Origin of the sequence: Curtobacterium sp. YR515, from assembly GCF_900113095.1 — a bacterium.
Taxonomy (GTDB): Bacteria; Actinomycetota; Actinomycetes; order Actinomycetales; family Microbacteriaceae; genus Curtobacterium.
The window spans coordinates 22820-48106 of record NZ_FOOD01000003.1; the positions used below are offsets into that span (position 1 = coordinate 22820).

Here is a 25287-nt window from a genome sequence, read left to right on the forward strand (position 1 = left end):
CGCGACGCGCGAGGAGTCCCGGATCAGGGGCCTCCCGGCCCACAGCGCCCCCTCGCCGTCGCCCCGGTCGTGGATTCGGGTTCCGCACCGGGGCGACGGGCGTGGCACCGGCCGCGCGCGCCGCTCAGTACACGTCGCGGACGTAGCGCTTGCCGCGCCGCATGTCGGCGAGGTACGCCTGCGCGTCGTCCTCGCCCTTGCCCCGCTGGCTCCCGATGACGGCCAGGAGCGCCTGCTCGACGTCCTTCGCCATCCGTGAGGCGTCACCGCACACGTAGAGGTGCCCGCCGTCCTCGAGCCACGAGTAGAGCTCCGGGGCCTGTTCGAGCATCCGGGTCTGCACGTAGACCTTCTCGGCCTGGTCGCGCGAGAACGCCAGGTCGAGGCGGTCCAGCACGCCCTGCTCCTGCAGCTCGGTGAGTTCGTCCTCGTAGACGAAGTCGGTGTCGCGGTGCTGGTCGCCGAAGAACAGCCAGTTCCGTCCCGTCGCCCCGGAGACCGCACGCTCGTGCAGGAACCCGCGGAACGGTGCGATCCCGGTCCCCGGGCCGACCATGATCATCGGCGCGGACGGGTCGGCTGGTACCCCGAACGACGCGTTCGGCTGCAGGTAGACGTCCACGGTGCCGTCGGGGGCGACACGGTCGGCGAGGAACGTCGACGCGACGCCGGCGTACATGCGGTGCGGGTCCCCGTACCGGACGGACGCGATCGTCAGGTGGATGCGGTCCGGGTGCGCGAGCGGGCTCGACGAGATCGAGTACTGGCGCGCCTGCAGCGGTCGGAGGTTCGGCAGGAGTTCGTCGAGTCCGGGTGCCGCGGGTCCGGCGTCGCGGAGCAGGTCGAGCACGTCGCGACCCCACAGCCAGCGGTCGAGCTCGTGCTTGTCACCGTGCGAGACGACGGCGGCGAGCTCGGACGACGGTGCGCGCTGGACGAGGTCCGCGATGAGGTCCTTCGAGGGCGTCCGGATCTCGCGGTCGGTCCGCAGGACCTCGGTGACCGGGCGGCCGTCGAGCGTCTCGGAGCCGTTCGCGCCGACCTGCTCGAGCAGCTCGCCGACGAACACCTCGTCGTTGACCGGCACGACCGCGAGCGCGTCGCCCGCCGAGTACTCGATCCCGGAGTCGCCGAGGTCGAACTCGTAGTGCCGGATCTCCTTCGCGCTGCGCGGCGAGGAGAGCAGCCGGTTCTCGACCAGCGTCGACGGGTACGGGTTGCGCTTGTTCCACTGGGCACCGGGCCTGGAGGCACGGCTCGCGCCCGCCCCGCCGGCCGCGGTCGTCGCACCGGTCGCCGCCACCGCCGTGGTCGCGCCGGGCTGTACGCCCGCCTCCGCCGCCAGACGGTCGAGCACCGCCGCCGTCCAGAGCGCGGCCGGGTCCTCGTAGTCCACGTCGCAGTCGACGCGGTCGTGGATGCGGGTGGCGCCGAGCTGCTCGAACCGGGTGTCGAGGAGCTTGCCGGCCTGGCAGAACTCGTCGTAGCTCGTGTCGCCGAGCCCGAGGACGGCGTACTGCAGTCCCTCGAGCCGCGGCACGGTGCTCGCCTGGATCGCGTCCCAGAACAGTCCGGCGTTGTCGGGCATCTCGCCCTCGCCGTACGTCGAGGTGACCACGAGCACGTGCGACATCCCGGCGAGCTGGTCCGGCGTGACGGCGTCGAGCGCGGTGGCACGACCGCCGAGCCCACGGGCCTTCGCGCCGGAGACCAGCTCGTCGGCGAGGAACTCCGCGTTGCCGGTCTGCGTGCCGAACAGCACGTCGATCGTCGTCGTCGGGGCGCCGCCGGAGGCCCGCTTGCCCGCGGCGGCGATGCCGGCGATGAACCCGGCGAGCCAGGACTCCTGGGCCTGCGAGAACGGTGCGTCGACCGGGATCAGCGATCCGGTCGGGGGGAGCAGGCTCACGCGGACACCGCCTCGGTCGGCGCCTGCGGTGCACGGCGGGCGATGTCCTCGAGCGCCGCGTTCGCGAGCAGCTCGTCGAAGCGGGCCTCGCGGACGCGGCCGTCGTTCTTGGCGTTCTGGTGCATGATCCACCCGGTGGTGCCCGGCGCGTCCATGCTGCGGTTGTTCCGCTGCGTGAGCGCGCGCTTGTAGTCGTCGAGGCGCTTGATCGCGATGAGGGTCGCGAGCTCGTCGTCCGCGAAGCGGTCCAGCGTGCCGCGCAGGTACTTCACGACGCGCTGCTTCACGAAGAAGTCCTCGGTGAGGATGAGGTTCTTGACCGCCTCGGTCACCCGGGGGTCGTTCGGGCCGGCCGCGCCGGGGACCCGCTCGAGCGCGAGGTCCTGGGCGACGCCGAGCACCGTGTACGAGGACAGGAGCGAGAACATGTCGTCGCCCTGGTCGCCGAGCGACGGGGCACGGCCACCGAGGACGGCGCGCTGGTCGCGGTAGTCGACCTTGAACGCGCGGAGCTTGTCCGTCGCGATCGAGGTCGCCAGCTCGTCGAGCAGTTCGTTCCGGCTCGCCGCGGCCAGGATCTCGCCGGCGTCCTGGGTGAGCAGGAGCGCCCGGGGCATGCCGACGAAGACGTGCTGGCGGGTGGTCTCCCACTCGGCGAGCAGACGCTCGGCCAGCGCCGAGCCCGTCGCCTCGAGGTGCCACTCGAGCAGCAGGCGCGCCGCTGCCTCGTGGAAGGCCCCGCGCTCGGTGTCGGTGACCGGGAACACGAGGAGCGAGTCGGTGCTCGCGCGCTCGGTGACCTCGCCGGAGGGGTCGTACTGGTAGAGGAACCCGCCGGACATGCCGTTGCCGAGGCCCTTGCCGAAGGTGCCGAGGTTGAACACGGCACCGCCCGTCATGTACTCGCAGCCGAAGTCCCCGACGCCCTCGACCACGGCCGTCGCGCCGGAGTTGCGCACGGCGAACCGGTCGCCGGCCTCGCCCTCGACGAAGGTGCGGCCGCCGGTCGCCCCGAACAGCGCGAAGTTGCCGACGAGGACGTTGCCGCCCTGTCCGGCACTGCCACCACCGGGGGCGCGGACGATGATCCGGCCACCGCTCTGGCTCTTGCCGACGCCGTCGTTCGCGGTGCCGGTGTGCTCGAGCACGATGCCGTCGTTGTTGAACACGCCGTACGACTGCCCGGCCGACCCGAGCGTGCGGATCGTGACCGCGCCGTCGACGAGCCGGCGGCGTCCGCGGTCGTCCGTGGTGATCGCCGGGTGCCCGGACAGGTCGGAGTCGCGCAGCTCGTGGTTGAGCAGGCGCTCCACGTCGATGCCGAGCTGGCCGCCGACGGACTTGTCGCTGTTGCCGAGCAGCACGCCGTGCACGAGCACGTGCGCCTGCTCGTGGTCGACGAGGGCCGTGCGGACCCGCTCGAGCAGCGCGTCGTCGGTGTGGAAGTCCTTCTCGAGGTACTCCGGGTCCTCGACGAGCTTCTCGGGGACCTGCGCGAGGAGCGCTCGGACGTCGAGGCGCCCGACGCTCGCCGGGTGGTCGAGGAGCTGCAGCAGGTCGGTGCGACCGCGGGCCTCGCGCAGGGAGCGCAGGCCGAGGCGGGCGAGGATCTGCCGCACGTCGTGGGCGATGTTGAGCAGGTACTGCGCGAGCGCACGGGGGTCGCCCTCGAACGCCTCGGCGTTCGTGGTGAGGCCAGCCGGGCACTTCACGTTGCAGTTCTTCGCCATCACGCAGCCGAGCATCATGAGCGCGGTCGTGCCGAACTCGAAGCTGTCGCCGCCGAGCAGCGCGCTCGTGACCACGTCGGAACCGGTCTGGTGCGCGCCCGAGCAGCGGAGCGTGACCTTCTGGCGGAGGCCGTTCGCGACGAGCGCCTGGTGGACCTCGGCGACGCCGATCTCCGCCGAGCGGCCGGCGTACTTCAGGCTCGTGACGGCCGCGGCGCCCGTGCCACCGGTGTTGCCCGCGACGTTGATGACGTCCGCGCCGGCCTTGGCGACGCCGACCGCGATGGTGCCGATGCCCTCGGAGGACACGAGCTTCACGATCACCCGGACACGGGCGGCCTTGCAGTCGTGGATGAGCTGCGCGAGGTCCTCGATCGAGTACGTGTCGTGGTGCGGCGGCGGCGAGATGAGCTCGACGCCGGGGGTGCCACCACGGGCCGCGGCGATGTCCACTGTGACCTTCGGCGCGGGCAGCTGGCCGCCCTCGCCCGGCTTCGCGCCCTGGCCGATCTTGATCTCGAGCTCCTCGAGCATCGGGTCGGCGAGGTAGCCCGCCCAGATGCCGAACCGTCCCGAGGCGAACTGCTTGATGCGCGAGCCGCGGATCGTGCCGTAGCGGGAGTGGTGCTCGCCGCCCTCACCGCTGTTCGACATGCCGCCGACCATGTTCGTGCCGTGCGCCACCGCCTCGTGCGCGGTGGCGACGAGCGCGCCGTGGCTCATCGCGCCGGACGCCAGGGTCCGGGTGATCTCGTGCGCCGGCTGGACCTCGTCGAGCGCGACGCTCGCCGGGGCGTGGTCGAGCAGTGCGAGCAGCTCGACGGCGGAGCCGGTGGCGCGGAGCGTCACCTGGGTGTCGTCGACGGAGTCGACGTCGACCTGGCCGGGGTGCAGCAGCGCGAGGCCGTCCGCGAGGGCCGCGTGGCGCAGTGCACCCGTGGTCCCCGTCGACGTGAGTTCGAGGCGGAAGCGAGCCGTGCCTCCTGGAAGGTCCCCGTCGTCGGCCGGACGCGAGCCGGAGAGTCCGCGCACCGTGACGCTCGCGTTGCCGGTGGTCGAGAAGCGGCCGAGCTCGCGGGCGAAGTCCTCTGCCGTGTCGATGCCGGTGACGTCCGCGGGCAGCGCGAGGACGTCGCGGAGGGCCGCGGGACGGCGCGACCGCTCGTCGTGCGTCGTCTGCAGGAACGTGACGTAGCCCGGGGTGATCCGGTGCGCGTCGATCTCGGCGTCGCTCAGCCGGTCGTAGCCCGTGTTGCGGTAGGCGGTGTCGGTGATGCCGAACGCGTCGTCGAGCTGGCCGAGCGTGAGGAGCCGCAGCGCCTCGGAGTCGCCGGAGCGCTCGAAGGCCGGACGCTCCTCGGTCATGCCGCCGAAGCCGCGCACGCTCGCGACGCCGAACGAGTGCCCGGCACCGTCCGAGCGCTCCTTGAAGAGGCCGAGCATGGGCACCTGGCCCTCGGACTCGACCGTGCGGGCGCGCTCGTGCCAGTCCGTCGCCGCCTGGGCGATGCGGGCGAACCCGACGCCGCCGACCGGGGCCTGCATGTGCGGGAAGACGCGGGCGAGCAGGTCGTCGCGGGTGTCGAGGTAGTTCGGCTCGAAGAACTCGCCGCCGATGTAGCTCTCGGCCGTGCAGAGCCCGACGCGGCCCATCGTCTTCGCGAGGGCCTTCTCGGCCGCCTTCCGGAAGCGCTTGAGGGCGAGGTCGGTCGCGGTCAGTTCGCCGGCCGGGGCGGGCGCTGCGGGGTACTTCTCCTCCGCACGGAGACGTGCGGAGAGGCTGTACACCGCTGCGGCGCCGAAGCCGAGCGCCGTCGCCACGTGGTGTGACGATGGCAGCTGACCGGACTCGGCGACGACGGAGATCCGCAGGCGCAGGCCGGTCTCGATGAGCCGCTGGTTGACGGCGGCCACGGCGAGGATGACGGGGAGGGGCGCGTGCGTCGACGACACGTTGCGGTCGGTGAGCACGGCGATGCCGCCGGTGCGCTCGGCGAAGGCGGCGACGGCGTCGGCGAGGTGCTCGGTCGCGGTGCGGACCGCGTCGGCGTTCGCCTGCTCGTCGCCGAGCACCGGCACGTAGAGCATGTCGAAGCGCTCGAGCGGCACGATGTCCTGCTCGCGCAGCCGAACCATGTCGAGGTGCCCGAGGATCGGGGACTCCACGACGAGCTGCCGCGTCGCCGAACCCGTCCCGTCGGGCTTCGCGCCGAGGGCGACGCGCATCGACATGCCGTCGGCCTCGCGGATCGAGTCGAGCGGCGGGTTCGTCACCTGGGCGAAGCGCTGCGAGAAGTACTTCGCCATGCCGCCCTCGGTGTCGCTCAGGGCGTTGATGGCGTTGCCGTAGCCCATCGCCGAGATCCGCTCCGAGCCGTTCTGCAGCATCGGGTCGAGCATGAACCGGAAGCTCTCCTGGTTCAGCGAGTACGCCACGTAGCGGCCCGCGAGCGACAGATCGCCCTCGTAGCCGAGCGTGGTCGTCGTGCGCTGGTACTCCGGCGCCGGGACGTCGTCCAGGTTGACGCGCGCGGCGTCGAGGAGCGTCCCGTACGGCTTCCGCGCCGCGAGCATCTCGAGCACCTCGCGCGTGCGCATGAGCGTGCCGGTGCGGTGGTCGACGACGAGCATGCCTCCCGCCTCGATGCGGCCGCGGTGCACGACGTCCTCGGGCTCGAACTCGACCTGACCGGCCTCGGACGACACCATCAGGTACTCGGCGGTCTGCACGGACCGCAGCGGGCGCAGGCCCAGTCGGTCGAGCCGAGCGCCGACCACGTCGCCGTCGCTGAAGATCACGGCGGCCGGGCCGTCGTTCTTCTCCTCGTAGAGCGAGAAGAACTCGAGCATGTCCCGCACCGCCGGGGTCAGGGTGCGGTCGTTCTCCCACGCCGGGGGCATGAGCGAGACCACGGCCTCGACGATCTCGAGGCCGTCGTCGAACACCCGGCTCTGCAGGGTCTGGTCGAGGCGGCTCGAGTCGGACTGGCCGGGCGGGCGGACGATGCTGCGGGTCCGTGCACGGGCGAGGGCCTCGTCGGACAGCCGGTTCTTCCGGTCGGTGTTCAGCTCGCCGTTGTGCGCCATCAGGCGGAACGGCTGCGCCATCGTCGGGTGCGGCTCGGTGTTCGTCGAGAACCGGGTGTGGAAGTAGAGCGTCCGGACCGAGTGGCGCGGGTCACGCAGGTCGGTGAAGTACCCGATGACCTCGCCGGAGTTCAGCCGCCCCTTGAGGATCTGGGTCCGGGCGCTGAGCGACAGCGGGTACAGGGCGGCGTGCTCGGCACGGTCGGCGGCGGCCTGACCGTACGACACCGCCTCGATCGCGAGGAGGGCGCGGTTGGCGGCGGCGTCGACCTCGGCGCGGGTCCACGCCTCGGGGGCACGGAAGACCCACTGCACGATCGGCAGCTGGTACTGCTCGGCCTCGGGACGGGCGACGGAGTGGTCCACCGGGACGTCACGGACGAGCAGGAGCTCGAAGCCCTGCTGCTCGATGGCGTCCGTGACGGTCTGCTGCGCACGGGCGCGCTCGGCGTCCGCAGCCGGGCCCGCGCCGCTCGGCACGAAGCAGTTCGCGACGCCGAAGTGGCCCGCGCGGAGCTCCTCGCCGGTGATCGCGCTGAAGAACTCCACCGACAGGTCGATGCTCACGCCCGCGCCGTCACCGACACCCTCGGCGGACTTGCCGCCGCGGTGGGGGATGGCGCACAGCGCTTCGTCGCCCTTGCGGATGACGTCGTGGCTCGGCGTCCCGTCGAGTCGGGTGATGAAACCGACGCCGCAGTCGCTCGATTCGCGGGCAGGGTCGTAGAGACCGAAGGAGGAGGGGTTCACGTGTGCAGGTCCAGTGGGGCGTTGCCGGCAGCGGACGGCCAGGCTGCATCAGTGGAGCGCTCGCCGCGGGCAGACCGATGGTGGCAGTCGGGCCCTGTGGGGTTGTGGTGCGGTGAGGCGATGCTACGGCGCGGTATACCGCCCGCGCAACACCGCGGGGCCGGGGTGCGCGGCGCGGGCGCGGCGGGGGTGTGCGGCGCGGGTGCGGCGGGGGTGCGGCGCGGTTCGCTTGCGCACAACGAAAGTCACTCCGCGCCGCGGATCCCCGTGGCGCAGAGTGACTTCGGTTGTGCGAACGCGCGCCCGGCCCGCGGGCCGGCCGGCGGCGTCAGGCGGCGTGGCGCTCGTCGACCGCCATCGGCTCGGTCGCCGCCGTGCTCGCGTCCGCCGCCGGGGTCGTGCCCGGGCGGATGAGCTCCGGACGACGCCGGGACCGGAACACCCACGCCTTGAACAGGACGAAGCGGACCAGCGTCGCCACGAGGTTCGCGGCCGTGAGCACCACGATCTCCGCACCGTGCGACGATCCCGGTGCCGCCGAGTGCAGGATCACCAGCGACCCGGACGTGATCGCCCACGCGATCCCGAACACCACCAGCCCCTGCACGTGGTGCCGCCCTGCGCCGGCATGTCCCCGCACCCCGAACGTGAAGCGTCGGTTGAGTGCCGTGTTGCCGATCGCGGTGACCAGGAGCGCCAGGAAGTCCGCCGTCTGGGCACCGATCGCCGGGCGGAACAGGGCGTAGAGCACGGCGAACGCGATCGTCGACAGCACGCCGATCGCCCCGAAGCGCAGCACCTGCCCGACGATCCCGACGTGCGGCGGCGTGAACGGACGGCGGCCGATGGCGTCGTACACGGCGCCGACCGGCACCCGTCCGGTCGCGAGCCCACGGGAGACCCGCCACATCCCCTTGAGGTCCTCGGTCGCCGTCGAGGCGATGTGCACCGACGAGTTCACGTCGTCCACCCAGTCGACCGGGACCTCGTGGATCCGCAGTCCGGCGTGCTCGGCCAGCACGAGCAGTTCGGTGTCGAAGAACCACGCGTCGTCCTCGCAGAGGGGCAGGACGTGTTCCGCGGCCTGCCGGGTGATCGCCTTGAAGCCGCACTGCGCGTCCGAGAAGGACACCCCCATCGTGGTGCGGAGCAGCAGGTTGTAGGAGCGGGAGATGAACTCGCGCTTCCCGCCGCGCACCACGCGTGACGAGCCCGCCAACCGGGTGCCGATCGCCACGTCCGAGTGCCCGGACAGCAGCGGGGCGACGAGGGGTTCGAGCGCGGCGAGGTCGGTGGAGAGGTCCTCGTCGACGTAGACCAGCACGGTGGCCGGCGACGCTGCCCAGACGGCCTTGAGCGCACGGCCCCGGCCCTTCTCCGGCAGGTGCACCGCGTGCACGTCCGGCAACATCGCGGCGAGGTCGTCGGCGATGCGTGCGGTGTCGTCGGTCGAGGCGTTGTCCGCGATCGTGATGCGCCAGGTGTTCCGGAGCGACGTCCGGCAGAAGGTGTGCAAGCGGCGGACGTGGGCGGCGAGCGTGTCCTGCTCGTTGTAGCAGGGGACGACGATGTCGATGTCGAGGGTGTGGTTCGTCTCCGTCATACCGCACATGCTCGGGACCGGGCATACGGGGACCGCAGCAGCCTGCTGTGCCGCGTCTAAGAACGCGCGGGCGGCCACCGCACAGTCGGGCGACGACTGCGCACGGTGGACCACGAGCAGTCGTCGTCAGAGCACACCCGTGGCCGGACAGCACGGAGCGAACAGCGCGCACCCGCGGCAGGGCAGCACGCAGCGGGTCAGCGCGCGAACAGCACCTGCACGACCGCGATGACCACGAGCACCGCGATGGGGACGCCCGCGATCCAGACCCCGGCGCGCACCTGCGTCCGCCGGATCGTGGCCGGCGCGTGCGACGTCCGGGCGAACTCGGTCGCCGCGATGAGCTCCGGGGCCGCGGCCGGCGGCGCGGGCTCGGGCTGGGGCCGGTCGTCCTCGAACGCGGGCACCTCGACCACGAGGTCGTCGGCGCGCGGCCGCTCCGGCAGTCGTGCGAAGTCGTTCGGCATGCGGGCCCCCGTCCGTTCCCGTCCAGTGTGCCACGGCACCGACGGCACCGACGGCTTCCGCGCCAGCCGCGCGCCCACCGGCAGCCGAGCTGCGGGTCAACCCTGGACGGTGAGCGCTCCCGACTGCAGGACGACCCGCCCGTCCTTCGGCAGCCACACCTGGAGTCCGCCGACCTCGGCGACCGAGAACCGCGACCGCTCGGAGTCGAACAGCTGCGTCACGGCCCCGGACGGCGGGAAGCGTCGGTCGTTCCCGACCACGATCGCGACGTACGGCCCCTGGTCGGCCCGGGTGGTGCCGCGCTCGGCGACGTACGGCACGAAGAGCCCCGGGGTCGCCGACACGAACAGGATCTTGCCGTCGGGCACGTGCTGTTCCTCGAGGTAGTCCCCGAGCAGCGCGATGCCCGTCGGGTGCTGGCGTGCGATGTCCTGGCTGAGCCGGACGGACGGCACGACGAGCGAGACGACCAGCACGAGCGACAGCGCCGTCGCGACCGGGACCGCCGGCCGCACCGGCACACGCGGCAGTCGCGCCAGCCCGATCGCGGCCAGGACGAGCAGGAACGGCATCCACGCCGAGTAGTAGGTGGGCAGCGCGATCTTCGCGACGACCACGTAGAAGCCCACGAGGAGCGCCAGGGCGATGCCGACGTACGCGACGAGCCGGTCGGCCCGGATCGCCAGCGCCGCGACGACCCCGACGGCGAGGACGACGAGCAGCAGCACACCCGTGCCGGCCTCCATGAAGTGCAGGTTCGCCCACCACGGGGCGAACCGGTAGACGGTGCCGCCGATGGTGATCGGGTGGCCGGTGGTGTTCTGCCCCTCCTGGAACTCGATCATGTACCGGATCGCGGACCGGATCCCCATCGGCACGTACGACACGACGAACACCAGCCCGAACGCGGCCGCCCACATCGCGCCGCCGACGAGCAGTCGACGCCAGGCCCGGAACAGCACGGGCAGCAGCAGGAACACCGGCAGCAGCACCACGGTGGAGACCTTCGACGTCACCGACAGGGCCATCAGCGCACCGGACACGGGCGCGAGCCACCACCGGTCGCCGCGCATCCACACCCACGCCGTGGCCACCGCGAGCACGGCGAACGCGGTCATCACCGGGTCGAGCAGTGCCAGACGGTCGACGCGCGGACCGGCACCACCGCGCGGCGTCAGCCACCAGAGGGCGGCGGCGAGCAGGGCGCCCCAGTAGCCGATCTCGCGCCGCAGCCACCAGTACAGCGCGACGCCGACGCCGAAGGTGAGCAGGGCGACGAGCACCCGCGGACCGATCGGCCCCTGCCCGGCGACGAGCTGCGCGAGACCGAACAGGTACTTCGCGGTCGGGGGGTGCTCGCGGTTGAACGAGAAGTCGCCGTGCACGTACTGCCACCCGGCGCGGAGGTAGATGTCCTCGTCGCCGGTGATGTTGGGCCCGCCGATGTTCCAGAAGCACTGGTACAGGGCCCAGAGCAGGACCACGGCCGCCACTCCTGCCCGGATGCGGAGGTCACCGGCGAGTGCGGACAGTCGTGAGGGCACCGTCCGAACCTAGTTGCTCGGCCGCTCCCGAGCGAACCAACCCGGTCAGCCGGCGTCCGGTGTCCGACCCGGCAGATCGACCGTGAACGCCGTCCGCCCCGGCTCCGAGGCGACCCGGACGAGCCCGTCGTGCGCGGTCACGACGGCCCGGACGATCGCCAGCCCGAGGCCGCTCGTGCCGTGCTCGCGGGACCGGGACGCCTCGCCACGGGTGAAGCGGTCGAACAGCGTCGGGAGCACCTCGGCGGGGATGACCGGTCCGTCGTTCGCGACCACGAGACGCACGACGTCGCCGGTCCGCTGCAGGGAGACCACCACGGACGTGCCCTCCGGCGTGTGCGTCCGCGCGTTCGCCAGCAGGTTCGTCACGACCCGCCGCAGCTGCGCCGCGTCCCCGGACACCACGAGCGGGTGGTCGTCCAGCACCTGCAGCGTCCACCGGTGCCCGGGTGCGGTCGCGCGCGCGTCCATCGTCGCCTCGACGACGATCGACGTCAGGTCGACCGGCTCGCGCGCCGGTGCCGGGCCGGACGCCAGGGCGACGGCGTCGAGACGAGCGAGCAGGAGCAGCTCCTCGACGAGATCGCCCATCCGCACCGCCTCGCGCCCGATCCGGTCGACGTTGCGGCGGACCGCCTCGGGGTCGTCCGACGACGCCGAGAGCTCGGCGTACGCCCGCACGGTCGCGATCGGGGTCCGCAGCTCGTGCGACGCGTCGGCGACGAACGTCCGCATGCCCGTCACGGCCTCGCGTCGGACCGTGAGCGCCCGGGCGACGTGTCCGAGGAGGCGGTTGAGCGCGGTGCCGACCTGCTCGACCTCGCGGTTCGCCGCGAGGTCCCCGGCCGAGACCCGCACCGGGATGTCCGTGTCCCCGCGCTCCAGGTCGAGCTCGGTGACGTCGGACGCCACGGCCGCCACCCGTTCGAGCGGGCGGAGCGATCGCCGGACGAGCAGGGTCAGCGCCCAGGCCGCGACGAGCAGCCCGACGACCGTCACGACACCGATGACGAGCAGGAGGCGGCCGATGGCGGCGTCGAGGTCGCCGAGCGGCAGCGCGGTCACGAAGACGTCGCCGTCGTCGCCGACGGCCTGCGCCCGGTAGGTGCCGAGCTTCCCCAGGTCGACCGTCACGGGGTCGCCGTCGCTGGCGATGCGCGACAGGGTCGCCTCCTGCGCCGACGACAGCCCGTGCTGCCGGCCGCTGCTGTCCGTGTACCCGCCGAGGACGGTCGCGCCGTCGCGCAGGATCGCGACGACGGTGCCGGCGGACTGTCCGGGAGCGCCGATGAACGCGTTGTCCGGGTCCGAGCCGGAGCCGGTACCGGTCGACGGGGGCGGTGGCCGTTCGCCGTCCGGCCCGCCGACGGTCCGCTCGGCCGCGGTCGCGAGTTCCGCGTCGAGCCGGTCGACCAGGTACCCGCGGAACGCGACGACCGTCACCGCTCCGACGACGACGTTGGTCGCGACGAGCAGGAGCGCCACGGCCGCCACGATCCGCCACCGCAGCGACGGCACGCGCCGCCGACGGTCGGTTCCGTTCCGGGCCCGGGAGGCGCGGCTCGCCGTCCGCGGTCGGCTCACGTCGTCGGCCGGAGCACGTACCCTGCTCCGCGGACGGTCTGCAGCATCGGCTCGCGTCCGGCGTCGAGCTTCTTGCGCAGGTACGACACGTACATGTCCACGAGGTTGGACGACGTGCCGAAGTCCATCCCCCAGACGTTCGCCAGGAGTTGCTCCCGGGAGAGCACGCGGTTGGCGTTCCGTGCGAGGTGCCGCAGCAGCTCGTACTCGGTCGGGGTGAGGTCGATCGGTTCACCGGCGCGCGTGACCGTCCTGGCGTCCTCGTCGAGCCGGAGGTCGCCGACGCTCGTCGCGGTCGGACTCCCGACGGCTGCGACCCGGGGCGACGTCCGGGCCAGGATCCGCGCCCGGACGAGCAGCTCGTCGATCCCGAAGGGCTTGGTCAGGTAGTCGTCGCCGCCGCCCGTGAGTCCGGCGAGCCGGTCCTCGGGGGCGTCCCGCGCCGTGAGGAACAGCACCCGCACGTCGTCCCGGGCGTCCCGGAGCCGTTCGAGCACCTCGAACCCGTCGATGTCCGGGAGCATCACGTCGAGGACGACCACGTCGGGTCGGAAGTCCCGGGCGGCGAACAGCACGTCGCGCCCGCGGTGCACGGCCCGCACCTCCCAGCCGTCGCCCGCGAACGCGAGGGCGACGGCGTCCGCGAGGGCGTGCTCGTCGTCGACGACGAGGGCGCGGACGGGTGAGCCGTCGGTGCGCTGCAGCGGTTGCCCGGTCACGCCCGCGAGCCTATCCACCGCGCCCTCGTCGTCGATCACTTCGTGCTGCTCAGGTCGTAGACGGTCTGCCCGCCGACCGTCGTGGACTCGTAGTTCGCCGCGACCCACTCCTGGATGGCCGACGCCGTGGACGATCCGCCGCCCATGCCGCCGCCGCCCGAGCCGGAGGACACGTAGTACCCGATGTCCCCGTCGGCGACGTACGCCTGGAACTGGGCGAGCGTCGGTGCCGGGTCGCTCGACCAGCCACCGATCGCCATCACGGCCGTGTCGGTGTCGAGTTCGAGCTGTGCGGCCGACTGCGAGCCGTTGACCGCCGCGGCCCACTTGGCGTCGGACGCCTCGAGCAGCTTCTGCAACGCCGACGAGGTCGTCGACCCGCCACCGCCCATGCCGCTCGGGGCGCCGTCGGTCGATCCCTCGGCGGTGCCGTCGGTCCCGGTCGAGCCCTCGGTGGTCCCGGAGGCGCCACCGGGCGCCGTCCCGTCGGCACCCTCCGGCGCCTCGCCGCTCATGCCCTCCGGCGGGGTCCCGCCGGGACCCTGCTGGGAGCCGTCGTCGGAGGTGGAGCCGCCGCTCTCGGAACCGGAGGTCGACCCGCCGGGTCCACCCGCGCCTCCCGGCATGCCACCCGTGCCACCGCCGCCCATGCCGCCGGTGCTGCTGCCCGCCGGACCGACGCTCGGGATCGAACCGGAGTGCGCGACGGTCGTCGTGGCGAGGGCGTAGGCCGTGGTGCCGCTGAGCCCGAACAGGGTGCCGGCGAGCACGCCGATCGTGACGAGCCTGCGGAGCGACGGCACGCTGCCCATCACGACGAGCGCTGCCGACAGCAGGCCGCCGGCCAGCATCACCCAGCGGAGCCAGGGCAGCCACGTCGGGTTCTCGTTGAGCAGGCACCAGCCCCAGAAGGCCGTGACGCCGATCATGGCGGCCAGACCGATGCGGCCGGTGAAGCGCTCGCGGGCGTGCCAGAGCAGCGCGCCGCCGGTGCCGACGAGTCCGGCGATCGCCGGGGCCAGCGCGACCGTGTAGTACGGGTGGATCGTGCCGGACATGTACGAGAAGACGAGTCCGGTGACGAGCAGCCAGCCACCCCAGAGCACGAGTCCGGCGCGGGCCGGGTCTGCCAGGTGACGGCGGCCGACGACGACCAGGCCGACGATCAGCGCGATGAGTGCGGCGGGCAGGAGCCACGAGATCTCGAGGCCCATCTCGGACGAGAACAGCCGGTTCAGACCCGTCGAACCGCCGAACGAACCGCCCGCGGTGCCGCCGGTCATGCCGCCGCCTCCGCCGCCGTTGCCCGAGCCGCCGAAGATCCGACCGAGGCCGTTGTAGCCGAACACGAGGTCGAGCACGGTGTTGTTCGTCGAACCGCCGATGTAGGGGCGGGACTCGGCGGGCCACAGCCACACGGCGACCACCCACCAGCCGGCCGCGACGACGAGGGACCCGGCGGCGACGAGCAGGCCGACGACGCGCCTGCCCCAGGTGGTGCGAGCGGCGAACAGGTACACGAGGCCGAACGCCGGCAGGACGAGCAGCCCCTGCAGCATCTTCGTCAGGAAGGCGAACCCGAGGGCGACCCCGGCGAGGGCGATCCACTTCCAGCTGCCCGTCGGGAGCGCCCGCACGGTGCAGTACGCGCCGGCGGTCATGAGGAGGACGAGCAGCGCGTCCGGGTTGTCGAACCGGAACATCAGCGCGGCGGCCGGGGTCGCCGCGACGACGAAGCCCGCGAGCAGCGCGCCGACGTTCGCCGTGGTGGCCCCGAGCCGGGCGAGCGTGCGGCGGACCGTGCCCCACACGAGCGCGACGGACCCGACGGCCATGAGGGCCTGGGGGAGCAGGAGGCTGAAGCTCGAGAAGCCGAACAGCCGGGCGGACAGCACCATCACCCACAGCGAGGCCGGGGGCTTGTCCACCGTGATGAAGTTCGACGAGTCGAGGGAGCCGAAGAAGAACGCCTCCCACGACTTCGTGCCGGCCTGCACGGCGGCGGCGTAGAAGCTGTTCGCGTACCCGGAGACGCTGAGGTCCCAGAGGTACACCACGGCGGTCACGGCGAGGAGCGCCCAGAACGCGGGCCGGAGCCAGCGGGCGTCCTCGCGCTCGCCGAGGAACAGGCGGGCGACGGGCTTGCGGCGCCGATCCCGCGCGTCGGTGCGCGCGGTCTCGCGTCGATCGGTCACGGGTATCGGGTACGTGGTCATGGCAGTGAGGATTCCGGGCGTTCCCCGACTGTCACCCTGCGTCGGCTATGCGCGCCCTAAGACGCGCGGCGCGCAGTTCACGCGTACCGCTGCGCCGCGTGCAGCGCCGCTCCCGTGTACGAGCCGCCGAACAGGAACACGTGCAGGAGCAGCGGCGCGAGCTGGTGCAGCTCGACCCGCTCCTGCCACCCGGCGGCGAGCGGGGACTCGGCGTCGTAGGCAGCGAGCACGGCCTCGAGCCGGGGGAGTCCGAAGAGCCCGAGGAGCGCCAGGTCCGTCTCGGCGTGCCCGCCGTGCGCGATGGGGTCGATGAGCACCGCTCCCGTGGGCGTCGTCCCGTCGACCGGCTCCGCCTCCGTCGGCCAGAGCACGTTGCCCGCCCAGAGGTCGCCGTGCAGTCTCGCCGGCCGGTCCCCGACGAGCTTCGGCTGCGGTGACCCGAGCGTCCCGTCCTGGACCCGGTCGGCGACCCGGTCGAACACGGCTGCCTGGGCGTGGTCGAACCCGCCGGCGTCGACGATGCGGCGGACGAAGTCGCGGATCCGGTACTCCGCGAAGAACTCGCCCCAGGTCGCCGGTGCGTCCGCCGCGGCGACGAACGGCGTGCGGGAGCGTCCCATCCGCAGGGGCGTGCCCGTCGGCCAGCCGGAGGGCGGCGCGCCCCAGTGCTCGGCGCCCGCGGCGTGGGTGTGCGCCAGGGACCGCCCGAACCGCTCGGCCTGCCGTGTCGACGGCGAACCGTCCGGGATCAGCTCGAGGTCGAGGACCGTCGGGCGGGGTCGACCGAGCACGCGGGCGATCCGGGTGCCGCCGTCGGGTTCGGCCTCGGCGAGCCAGTCCAGACCGGCTGCCTCGGCGGCGGCCTCGTCGGGGGAGGCGAAGGTCTTCACGTGCGTCTCGGCCATCGCCCCATCCTGCCGGTGTCGCCTCCGTAGCGGGTCAGACCGCCTCGACGAGCGCCCTCGCCAGCGGGTGCCACTCGCGGGACGTCGGCCCGCTCAGCACGAGCGTCCGTGACAGCCGCCGGGCCATCGGCACCATGACGAGGTCCGGCGGCAGCATCACCCGCCCGAGCGTCGGCACGATGGACACGCCCTCGCCCCGCTCGATCATCCCGAACATGGTGCTCATCTCCCGCACCCGGTGGGCGTACCGGAACGCCTGCCCGTCGAGTTCGTGCAGCCGCTGGATCTGGTGCTCGCACCCGCCACCGCCCGCGACGAGGCCGTCCTCGTGCAGGTCGTCGAGCGTCAGCGCGGGGAGGTCGGCGAGCGGGTGGTCGCGGCGGACCACCGCGGCCATCTCGTCCTGCGCGACGACCACACCGCCCGGTGGCACCGGCGTCGGGTCGACGAGCACGGCGGCGTCGACCGTGCCGGCCTCGAGCCACTCGGGCATCTCGTCGTCGTCTCCCTCGTAGACCTGCACGTCGACGTCCGGCAGCGTCACCGCCCACAGCTCGCGGAGCCGCGGCAGCAGGCCCTGGCAGACGGTGGGGACGGCCGCGAGGCGCACGGTGCCGCGCGCCGTGGCGGGCCGGATCACTGCCTCCAGGGCCTCGACGGAGGCGAGCACGCTGCGGGCGTGGGCCAGCAGACGGTCGCCGAGGGGCGTCGTGACGGCGGCCGCCCCGCGCCGGATCACCGGACCGCCCACCTCGCGCTCGAGACCCGCGAGGGCGTGCGACACGGCGGACTGCCCGACGCCGAGCGTGGACGCCGCGCCCGTGAAGGAGCCGGCGTCGACGGTGGCGACGAACGCGCGTAGCTGGGGCACCGAGACGGTCATGCGTCTTCCTCATCCGTTCATGAGCGACATGCGTTTGCCGCATGCGCCGAGGATGTCGACACTAGGCGACATGAACGCGGTCCTCTACCTCCTCGTGGCACTGACCTGGGGCTCGAGCTTCCTGTTCGCGAAGATCGGGCTCGACGGGCTGGCACCGCAGCAGGTCGCCACGGTGCGCACGGTCCTCGGCGCGCTCACGCTCGTCGCGGTCCTGCTCGCGACCCGCCGGCGCTGGCCGCGGGAGCCACGGGTCTGGGGACACCTGCTCGTGGTGTCGGTGTTCCTCAACGCGGTGCCGTCGTCGCTCATGGCGTGGGCGGAGCAGACCGTGCCGTCCGGTCTCGCGAGCATCTACAACGCGACGACGCCGATCATGACGTTGGCGGCCCTCGCGGTGCTCGTACCGTCCGAGCGGCTCCGCGGACGGCAGGTCGCGGGCATCGTGCTCGGGATCGTCGGCGTCCTGGTGCTGGTCGGTCCGTGGAACGTCATCGGGGACCCGGAGGTCCTGGCGAGCGTGCCGGGGCAGGTCGCGCTGCTCGGGATGACCGCGTGCTACGGCATCGGCCTCGCGTACCTGCGCCGGGTGGCGGTCGGCAGCGCGTACGACCCGGTCACCCTCGCGACGGTGCAGCTGACGCTGGCCTCCGGACTGCTCCTGCTGGTCGCGCCCGTCATCGCCACGGGTCCGGTACGGCTGGACTGGAGGATCGTGGGGGCGATGGTCGCGCTCGGTTGCGTGGGCACGGGGCTGGCCTACGCCTGGAACACGCGGCTGGTGCAGGCGTGGGGAGCGGGTCGCGCCTCGACGGTCACCTACCTGACACCCGTCGTCGGGGTGGTGCTCGGCGTGCTGGTCCTCGGCGAGCACGTCCGGTGGAACGAGCCGGTCGGGGGACTCGTGGTGCTGCTCGGCATCGCGCTGGCGTCGGGCGTGGTGGGTCGGCGGCGTCTGGGCGTGCGGGCTCCCGCCTGAACGGGGGCCGGATCCGGAAGCGACCGCGGCCGTAGGATCGGGCCGAGAAGTCGTCCACGGAGTCGTCGACGGAGACGGAGACCGGTCATGACCGCCACCCACCACACCAGCGCCACCGCCTCGGTCGCAGCGATCCTCGCCGAGTCCGCAGCGCGGTACCCGGACGACGTCGCCGTCATCGTCGGCGACCGGCACACCACCTACGCCGAGCTCTGGAGCCAGACGCTCGCGTACGCCGGTGCGCTGCGGGCCCGCGGCGTGGGACCGGGCGACCGTGTGGCGATGCTCGTCCCGAACGTCGAGGACTTCCCGCGGGTCTACTACGCGACCCTCGCGCTCGGCGCCGTGGCGGTCCCCGTGCACGCGCTGCTCAAACGACGCGAGATCGAGTACGTCCTGCGCGACAGCGGCGCCTCGCTGCTCGTCTGCGCCGCACCGCTGCTCGGTGAGGGCGCGGCCGGTGCCGAGCTCGCCGAGGTCGACGTGGTGACGGTGCTCGCCCCGGCCGACTCCCCGGACCGGCTCGAAGCGCTCGCGCAGCAGGCGGAACCGCTCGACACCTACGTCCCCCGGCACCCGTTCGACACCGCGACGATCCTCTACACGAGCGGCACCACCGGCAAGCCCAAGGGCGCGGAGGGGTCGCACTTCTCGCTGCTCGAACAGGTCAACACGAACCTGATGACGACGTTCGACATGCACCGCGGGGACGTCCTGCTCGGCGCCCTGCCGCTGTTCCACACCTTCGGGCAGACCTGCACGATGAACACCGGCTTCCGGGTCGGCGCGACGATCGTCATGCTGCCGAAGTTCGACGGCGACACGGCACTCGCCGCGATGGTCGAGCACGGGTGCGGAATCTTCATGGGCGTCCCGACGATGTACATGGCGCTGCTCGACGCGGCGACCCGTTCCGATGCCCGTCCGACGCTGCGGTACGCGATCTCCGGCGGCGCCTCGCTGCCCCTGGCGGTCCTCGAGCGGTTCCAGGACGTCTACGACGCGCCGATCCACGAGGGCTACGGCCTCACCGAGACCTCGCCGGTCGCGACCTTCAACCACGTCGGACGGCCACCGCGCCCCGGCACGATCGGCACCCCGGTGTGGGGCGTCGACGTCGAGATCGCCGACCCGGAGCAGCACGACGCGATCGTGATGTTGCCCCACGGCGAGATCGGCGAGCTCGTCATCCGCGGGCACAACCTCATGAACGGGTACCTCGACCGTCCCGAGGACACCGCCGCCGCGATCGTCGACGGGTGGTTCCGGACGGGCGACCTCGGCACGAAGGACGACGACGGCTACCTGACGATCGTCGACCGGACGAAGGACATGATCATCCGCAACGGCTACAACGTGTACCCGCGGCAGGTGGAGGAGGTCCTCGCAACCCACCCCGACGTCACGATGGCCGCGGTGTTCGGCGTGCCGCACGAGCTGCACGGGCAGGAGATCGAGGCCGCCGTGGTGCTCCGTGCCGAGGCGACGGCGACGCCGCAGGAGCTGATCGACTTCGTCGCCGCCGAGATCGCTGCCTACAAGTACCCCCGGGCGGTGCACGTCCTCGACGCGCTGCCCCTCGGCCCGAGCGGCAAGGTGCTCAAGCGCGAGCTCGTCGACCGGTTCGGCGCGGAGGTCCCGGCGGCGAGTTGACGTGGACGTGGACACCGTCGTGCGGTCACCGTCGCCGGCCGACCTCGCTCGGGGCCTGGCGGCGCTGCGGTCGTGGCAGCGCGACGACGCACTCGTGCAGCTCCACCCCGGCGACCTCGGGTGGGCGTGGCGCCAGGGGGCGGACGCGGTCGCGCGTGCGGTGCACCTCTGGGAGGCCGACGGGCAGATCGTCGCGTTCGGCTTCCTCGACGGACCGACCACGCTCCGCATGACGGTGGCCCCCGAGCGCTGGACGGACCCGGACCTCGCGCGCGCCCTGGCGGCCGACGCCTCCGACCCCGGCACCGGCGTGCTCCCGAGCGGCCCTGCGTCGATCGAGGTACCGGACGGCACCGCCCTGCGCGGAGCGCTGCACGCTGCGGGATGGGGCGCCGGCGAGTCCTGGACGCCGCTGTCCCTCGACCTGGCCGCGCCGGTCGGAGCACGCGGGTCGTCGCTGCACGTCGAGATCGTGCACGGCGCGGACACGTCCGACTTCACGGCGGTCCACCGCTCGGCCTGGGACAACGGGTCGTTCACCGACGAGCGCTGGAGGGCGATGTCCGCCGGTGCACCGTTCGCGGAGGCTCGCTGTCTGCTCGGCAGGGACGACGCCGGAGAACCGGTCGCCGGGATCACGGTCTGGTCGGCCGGTCGCGGCCGTCCCGGACTCATCGAGCCGCTCGGCGTCCACGCCGCCCACCGCGGTGCGGGGCACGGGACCGCGATCTGCGTCGCCGGTGCGGCACTGCTCCGCGAGGCGGGAGCGTCGACCGCGTGGGTCTGCACCCCGAGCGACCTCGACAGCGCCGTCGCGACCTACCGGGCGGCCGGCTTCACGATGCTCCCGGAACGGCTCGACTGCGTCCGGCAGGCCTGAGGCGAGTGACTCGGCGGGTGCCGGACGTACGCTGGCACCTGTGACCCGGCCACGCCGACCCTCGACCGCACGGTTGCTGTTCGCGTCGTCGCACCCGGGGCCCACCGTCACCGTGACCGTGCTCGCGACGGTCATCGCCGTGGCGGTCGGGCACGCGTGGTGGACGGTCGTCCTCGTCGCCCTGACCGTCGTCGCCGGGCAGCTCTCGATCGGGCTCGCGAACGACTGGATCGACGCCGATCGCGACCGTGCCGTCGGCAGGTCGGACAAGCCCGTGGCGCAGGGGTCGATCGCCGTCGGCACCGTCCGTGGCGCGGCGATCGGCACCGCCGGGGCGTCCGTCGTCCTGTCGGTGTTGCTCGGGCCGGTCGCCGCCGTCGCGCACCTCGTGCTCGTGGCCGCGGGGTGGGGGTACGACGCGGGGCTCAAGCGCACGGTCTGGTCCGTCGTGCCGTTCGTGGTCGCGTTCGGGCTGCTCCCGGTCGTGGCGGTCTCGGCCGGGCCGGACGGCGACTGGCCGGCGTGGTGGGCGATCGCGACGGGGGCGGTGTTCGGCGTCGCGATCCACTGCACGAACGTGTTGCCGGACCTGGTCGACGACGCGGCCACCGGGGTCCGGGGGTTCCCGCAACGGCTCGGGCTCCGGGGCGCGGGCGTCACGGCGTTCGGGTCGCTCGTCGTGGCGGCGCTGCTCGTGCTCGGTGGTCAGGTGCTCGGGGACGATCCGGTCCGGGGCGTGGGGGTGGTGCTCGCGGTGCTCGGGACCGTCGTGGTCGTCGCGCTCGCCGGGGTCGGGGTGCGGCGCGTGCTGGCCGGGTGGGCATCGCGGGTGCTGTTCCGGCTCGTCATCGCGTCGTCGCTCGTGCTCGTCGTCGAGCTCGGCCTCGCCGGCGCCCGCCTGGTCGCCTGACCGGCGCCCCCGCGACCCGTCACGCCCACCGCATCGCGTACACACCGGCCAGCGCATCCGCGGTCGGGAGGGACAGGACCGTCCGGAGCAGCGCCTCCCGTCCGGCCGCCCCCACCCTGCCGAGCGGACGGCCGAACGGACGTCCGAGCGCCATGTTCACCTCCGCCTGCCGCGCCGCCCGCCGCGCGACCGCCTGCCGCCGCCGCGCGTACTCCGGCCACGGGCCGGCGCTGCCCGATGCGACCGCCTCCACGAGGAGCGGCGCGAGCTCGGCCGCGTCGAGCCACCCGAGGTTCATGCCCTGCCCGCCGATCGGGCTGATCTCGTGCGCCGCGTCCCCGGCGAGGACGACACGGCCGACGCCGACCCGCTCGGCCTCCCGGCGTCGGACACCGAAGCCGCTGCGCATGCTGCAGGACGTCGGGTCCGGCCGGACACCGGTGCGTGCCGCCACGATCGCCGCGAGGTCCGCCGCACTCGGCGACGGATCGTCCGACGACGCCAGGAGCACGACGTACCGACGACGGTCGCCGGGCAACGGGAAGGACTCGACCACACCGGCCGGTCCGACGTCGACGAGCGCGTCCGTCCGGGCAGCGGAGTCCTCGACGTCGGCGAAGTCCCCCATCGCGTAGCGGTCCGGGTAGTCGCGACCGGTGGTGGCGATGCCGAGCAGGTCCCGCACGGTGCTCCGCGAGCCGTCCGCCCCGATGACGAACCGGGCCCGCACGGCCACCGCGCCGCCGGGGCCGGTCCCGACCGCGTCGACGTGGTCCGGGTGCCGCTCGAGCGCCGAGAGCACCGTGCCGGTCCGGAGCGCGCCCGGCGCTGCCACGGCGAGCCGTTCCCGCAGCAGGGCCTCGGTCCGGTGCTGGTCGAGCGTCGCGACGTACGGGTGCGTGGCCGACGCGTGGTCGAACGTCAGGGCGCCGAGCTCCCGGCCACGGCTGCGCGCGACCCCGCGGCGGACCCGGACGGCCTCCGCGAGGACCGGCCCGTCCAGCCCGATCGCCGCGAACGCGTCGAGGGACGGCGGGTGGATCCCGATCGCGCGAGAGCCCGTCGGCACACCCTCGCGCCGTTCCCACACCACGACCTCGAGCCCGCGGGCCGCGAGGAGCGCCGCGGCGAAGAGGCCGACGGGCCCACCGCCGACGACGAGGACGTCGACGCGCTCCGTGGTCACGGCCCGAGCCTACGGACGGTCGACGCAGCGCCCACCCAGCCGATCGGCGCCCCGGGGTCATCCGCTCGACCGAAGCGCTCCACCGGGGCCGTCCGCGATGCTGGGGTCGTGCCCTTCACCGTCAGCCACGCGGTCGTCGCCCTGGCCGCCCGCCGCACCCCGCTGCCCGTCGCGGCGGTCGCCGTCGGAGCCATGGCGCCGGACGCGGTCCTGTTCGCGCCGTTCCTGCCGCCCTACGTCGTGGCGCACTCGTGGGTGGGCGTCGTGACGATCGACCTGGTGGTCGCGCTGGTCGTCCTCGTGGCCTGGTGGTACCTGGTGCGGCCGGCGTGGGCGGAGGCGGTGCCCGGCGTCCGCGAGCGGCTGCCGGCGAGCTGGTCGGCCCCTCCGCGTGCCGGGGACCGGCCGGTCCGCCGGGCGGTCGCGATCGTCGTCGCCTGTCTCGTCGGGAGCGTGACGCACGTCGTGTGGGACGCGTTCTCGCACGAGGCCGGGTGGGCGGTGCAGGCGATCCCGTTCCTCCGCGAGGGTCCGGCGGCCTACCCGGTCTGGGCCGGCGTGCAGGACGGTTCGAGCGTGCTCGGGTTGCTCGGGCTCGTCGTCGCGGCCGTGGTGTGGTGGCGACGGAGCACACCGCGTCGGATGCCACCGGTCGCTCGGTCGGAGGCCGCGGTCGTGGTGGCCTCGGGCGCGATCGTCGTCCTCGCCGTGCTCGGGATCGCCGGTCGGGTGCTGCTCGGCGGCGGTGGCGTCGCCGGGATCGTCACCGAGCTCGCCTTCCGGTTGCCGGTGGTCGTCGCGCTGGTGCTCGTGGTCGGCGCGGTCGGACTGCTGGTCGGACGCAGCCGTCGCACCCGCTGACGCGGACCCCGGAGGCGCGGTGCAGCCGCCGTCGGTCGTGTCGCGTCCGGCAGGCCGCGGGTCGGGAGGCGCGGTGCACGCGCCGTCGGTCGTGTCGCGTCCGGCAGACCGCGGGTCGGGAGGCGCGGTGCGGGGCCGACCCGCGCCTCCCGTCCGTCAGGCGGTCGCGTCCGCCGTCTCGCGCGCGGACCGATCCGCGGCGACCAGCCGTCGGGCTTCACGGAACCGCTTCCGCAACCGCTCGACCGGCACCTCGACCGCGTAGGCCGCCCCGACTGCCACCAGCAGCGCCGCCCCCACGAGCCACACCGTGCCCCACGCCCCGATCGCGAACGTGCCGAGCAGCGCGATGACCACGGGGTGCCAGAGGTACGCCGAGTACGACACGCGACGACCGAACCACGACACGGGCGTCCACGCGAGCGCGGCCGACAGCGGGGACCGCACCGACACCAGGCCACCGATGAGCAGCGCCGAGATCAGCCCGGTCACCGGGAGCACGACGCCGAACGACCAGGCGTGCTGCGTCCAGTCGTCGTCGATCCAGAACTGCACCGCGGCGAGCAGCCCGATGCCGAGCCAGGTGCCGACGTGTCCGGGGATCCCGGAGGCCCACGTCCGGAAGCGCTCGTCGTCGAGGAGCAGTGCGAGCAGGCACCCGGTCGCCAGCGGCACGACGCCGAGCACGGGGGAGAAGTACACGTCCGGGGTCGCGCCGCTGTTCGGCGTCCGGTAGCTCAGCCACGATGCCGCTGCGGCACCGACGATCACGACGCCGAGCCCGGTCATCAGCCAGCGCCGACGCGACCGCAGTGCGAACAGGAGCACGAGGACCGGCGGCCAGACGAGGTAGAACTGCTCCTCCATCGACAGGCTCCACGTGTGCGCGAAGACGCCCTGCGTGGTGTCCCAGTACGAGCGGAAGAGGTTGCCGGTGTAGCTCAGCGCGATGAACGCCGCCTCGCCGGGGGAGAACGAGGCGCCCTTGTAGTCGCCGACCCAGTTCCACAGCGCGAGGCCGACGATGACGAGCGCGAGCAGTGCCGGGTAGAGGCGGAGGAGCCGCTTCGTCCAGAACGAGCCGAGCCGGATGCGCCCGGTGCGGCGGTGCTCGCCGAGGAGCAGCGTCGAGATGAGGAACCCGGAGAGCACGAAGAACACCGTCACGCCGATGAACCCACCCTCGAACTGCGGCACGTGCAGGTGGTAGAGGATCACGATGAGGATCGCGACCGTCCGGAGCCCGTCGAGCGCCGGAGCACGGTTCGTGAGCGGCGGCGGGGGCGTCGGTCGTGCGTGCCTGCCGTCGGTGTCGGCCGGTGCGGATGTCGTGCGGGTCCGCTCCGGCGAGGTCGTGGTGATGGCCACGGACGCCTCCTGCGCGATGCTGTCGATGGGGTCACGGGCCGTCGGGCCGTGACCG

Annotated in this window: 17 protein-coding genes; 5 read left to right on the forward strand and 12 right to left on the reverse strand. The window is 73.3% G+C overall.

Annotation, left to right across the window (positions count from 1 at the left end; genetic code table 11):
* Positions 1-124: 124 nt before the first annotated feature.
* From BM028_RS08285 to BM028_RS08330, 10 genes are all read right to left on the reverse strand, one after another.
* Positions 125-1909, reverse strand: coding sequence for a sulfite reductase subunit alpha (locus BM028_RS08285; protein ID WP_092385889.1), 1785 nt, complete (start codon positions 1907-1909; stop codon positions 125-127).
* Positions 1906-7476 carry a glutamate synthase-related protein gene (locus BM028_RS08290; RefSeq protein ID WP_092385891.1) on the reverse strand — a complete coding sequence of 1857 codons (5571 nt, stop codon included), beginning with the start codon at positions 7474-7476 and terminating at the stop codon, positions 1906-1908. Before BM028_RS08290 ends, BM028_RS08285 begins: the two co-directional genes overlap by 4 nt.
* A 328-nt stretch (positions 7477-7804) precedes the next feature.
* Positions 7805-9088: a bifunctional glycosyltransferase family 2/GtrA family protein gene (locus BM028_RS08295; RefSeq protein WP_092385893.1), complete on the reverse strand. Its 1284-nt coding sequence runs from the start codon at positions 9086-9088 to the stop codon at positions 7805-7807.
* A gap of 188 nt (positions 9089-9276) precedes the next feature.
* Positions 9277-9546: a hypothetical protein gene (locus BM028_RS08300; RefSeq protein ID WP_092385895.1), complete on the reverse strand. Its 270-nt coding sequence runs from the start codon at positions 9544-9546 to the stop codon at positions 9277-9279.
* Positions 9547-9642: 96 nt separating this feature from the next.
* Entirely contained in the window at positions 9643-11091 is a 1449-nt protein-coding gene (locus BM028_RS08305; protein WP_092385897.1) for an ArnT family glycosyltransferase, read from the reverse strand.
* A gap of 45 nt (positions 11092-11136) precedes the next feature.
* Positions 11137-12609, reverse strand: a complete 1473-nt coding sequence (locus BM028_RS08310) for a sensor histidine kinase (protein WP_139219785.1) — start codon at positions 12607-12609, stop codon at positions 11137-11139.
* A gap of 62 nt (positions 12610-12671) precedes the next feature.
* The gene (locus tag BM028_RS08315) at positions 12672-13394 is read right to left on the reverse strand and encodes a response regulator transcription factor (protein WP_092386570.1); all 723 of its coding nucleotides are present in this window, start codon (positions 13392-13394) and stop codon (positions 12672-12674) included.
* 35 nt (positions 13395-13429) lie between these two features.
* Positions 13430-15589, reverse strand: coding sequence for an ArnT family glycosyltransferase (locus BM028_RS08320; RefSeq protein ID WP_254789487.1), 2160 nt, complete (start codon positions 15587-15589; stop codon positions 13430-13432).
* Positions 15590-15687: 98 nt separating this feature from the next.
* The gene (locus BM028_RS08325; RefSeq protein ID WP_092385901.1) at positions 15688-16515 is read right to left on the reverse strand and encodes a fructosamine kinase family protein; all 828 of its coding nucleotides are present in this window, start codon (positions 16513-16515) and stop codon (positions 15688-15690) included.
* Positions 16516-16549: 34 nt separating this feature from the next.
* Positions 16550-17398 (reverse strand): LysR family transcriptional regulator, encoded by an 849-nt coding sequence (locus BM028_RS08330; RefSeq protein ID WP_092385903.1) that lies wholly within the window; start codon positions 17396-17398, stop codon positions 16550-16552.
* Positions 17399-17468: 70 nt separating this feature from the next.
* On the opposite strand from BM028_RS08330, the gene BM028_RS08335 reads away from it, so the two are divergent.
* From BM028_RS08335 to BM028_RS08350, 4 genes are all read left to right on the forward strand, one after another.
* On the forward strand, positions 17469-18374 hold the full coding sequence (locus BM028_RS08335) for a DMT family transporter (protein WP_092385905.1): 906 nt from the start codon (positions 17469-17471) through the stop codon (positions 18372-18374).
* Positions 18375-18461: 87 nt separating this feature from the next.
* A complete protein-coding gene (locus BM028_RS08340) occupies positions 18462-20027 on the forward strand; it encodes a long-chain-fatty-acid--CoA ligase (protein ID WP_092385907.1) in 1566 nt (521 codons plus the stop codon).
* A 1-nt stretch (position 20028) separates the two neighbouring features.
* A complete protein-coding gene (locus BM028_RS08345) occupies positions 20029-20907 on the forward strand; it encodes a GNAT family N-acetyltransferase (RefSeq protein ID WP_254789490.1) in 879 nt (292 codons plus the stop codon).
* A gap of 40 nt (positions 20908-20947) precedes the next feature.
* The gene (locus tag BM028_RS08350) at positions 20948-21817 is read left to right on the forward strand and encodes a UbiA family prenyltransferase (RefSeq protein WP_092385909.1); all 870 of its coding nucleotides are present in this window, start codon (positions 20948-20950) and stop codon (positions 21815-21817) included.
* A 19-nt stretch (positions 21818-21836) separates the two neighbouring features.
* Here the strand turns inward: BM028_RS08350 and BM028_RS08355 are convergent, their stop codons facing one another.
* Entirely contained in the window at positions 21837-23003 is a 1167-nt protein-coding gene (locus BM028_RS08355) for an FAD-dependent oxidoreductase (RefSeq protein WP_092385911.1), read from the reverse strand.
* A 108-nt stretch (positions 23004-23111) separates the two neighbouring features.
* On the opposite strand from BM028_RS08355, the gene BM028_RS08360 reads away from it, so the two are divergent.
* Positions 23112-23864 carry a DUF4184 family protein gene (locus BM028_RS08360; protein WP_175496029.1) on the forward strand — a complete coding sequence of 251 codons (753 nt, stop codon included), beginning with the start codon at positions 23112-23114 and terminating at the stop codon, positions 23862-23864.
* A 156-nt stretch (positions 23865-24020) separates the two neighbouring features.
* On the opposite strand, the gene BM028_RS08365 is transcribed toward BM028_RS08360, so the two are convergent.
* A complete protein-coding gene (locus BM028_RS08365; RefSeq protein ID WP_175496030.1) occupies positions 24021-25232 on the reverse strand; it encodes an acyltransferase family protein in 1212 nt (403 codons plus the stop codon).
* Between the last annotated feature and the right edge of the window lie 55 nt (positions 25233-25287).

Bases quoted from the DNA above. Each gene is read 5' to 3' on its own strand.
- BM028_RS08330 (WP_092385903.1), bottom strand. From the start codon at position 17,398: ATGACCGTCTCGGTGCCCCAGCTACGCGCGTTCGTCGCCACCGTCGAC.
- BM028_RS08300 (WP_092385895.1), bottom strand. From the start codon at position 9,546: ATGCCGAACGACTTCGCACGACTGCCGGAGCGGCCGCGCGCCGACGAC.
- BM028_RS08340 (WP_092385907.1), top strand. From the start codon at position 18,462: ATGACCGCCACCCACCACACCAGCGCCACCGCCTCGGTCGCAGCGATC.
- BM028_RS08335 (WP_092385905.1), top strand. From the start codon at position 17,469: ATGAACGCGGTCCTCTACCTCCTCGTGGCACTGACCTGGGGCTCGAGC.
- BM028_RS08295 (WP_092385893.1), bottom strand. From the start codon at position 9,088: ATGTGCGGTATGACGGAGACGAACCACACCCTCGACATCGACATCGTC.
- BM028_RS08325 (WP_092385901.1), bottom strand. From the start codon at position 16,515: ATGGCCGAGACGCACGTGAAGACCTTCGCCTCCCCCGACGAGGCCGCC.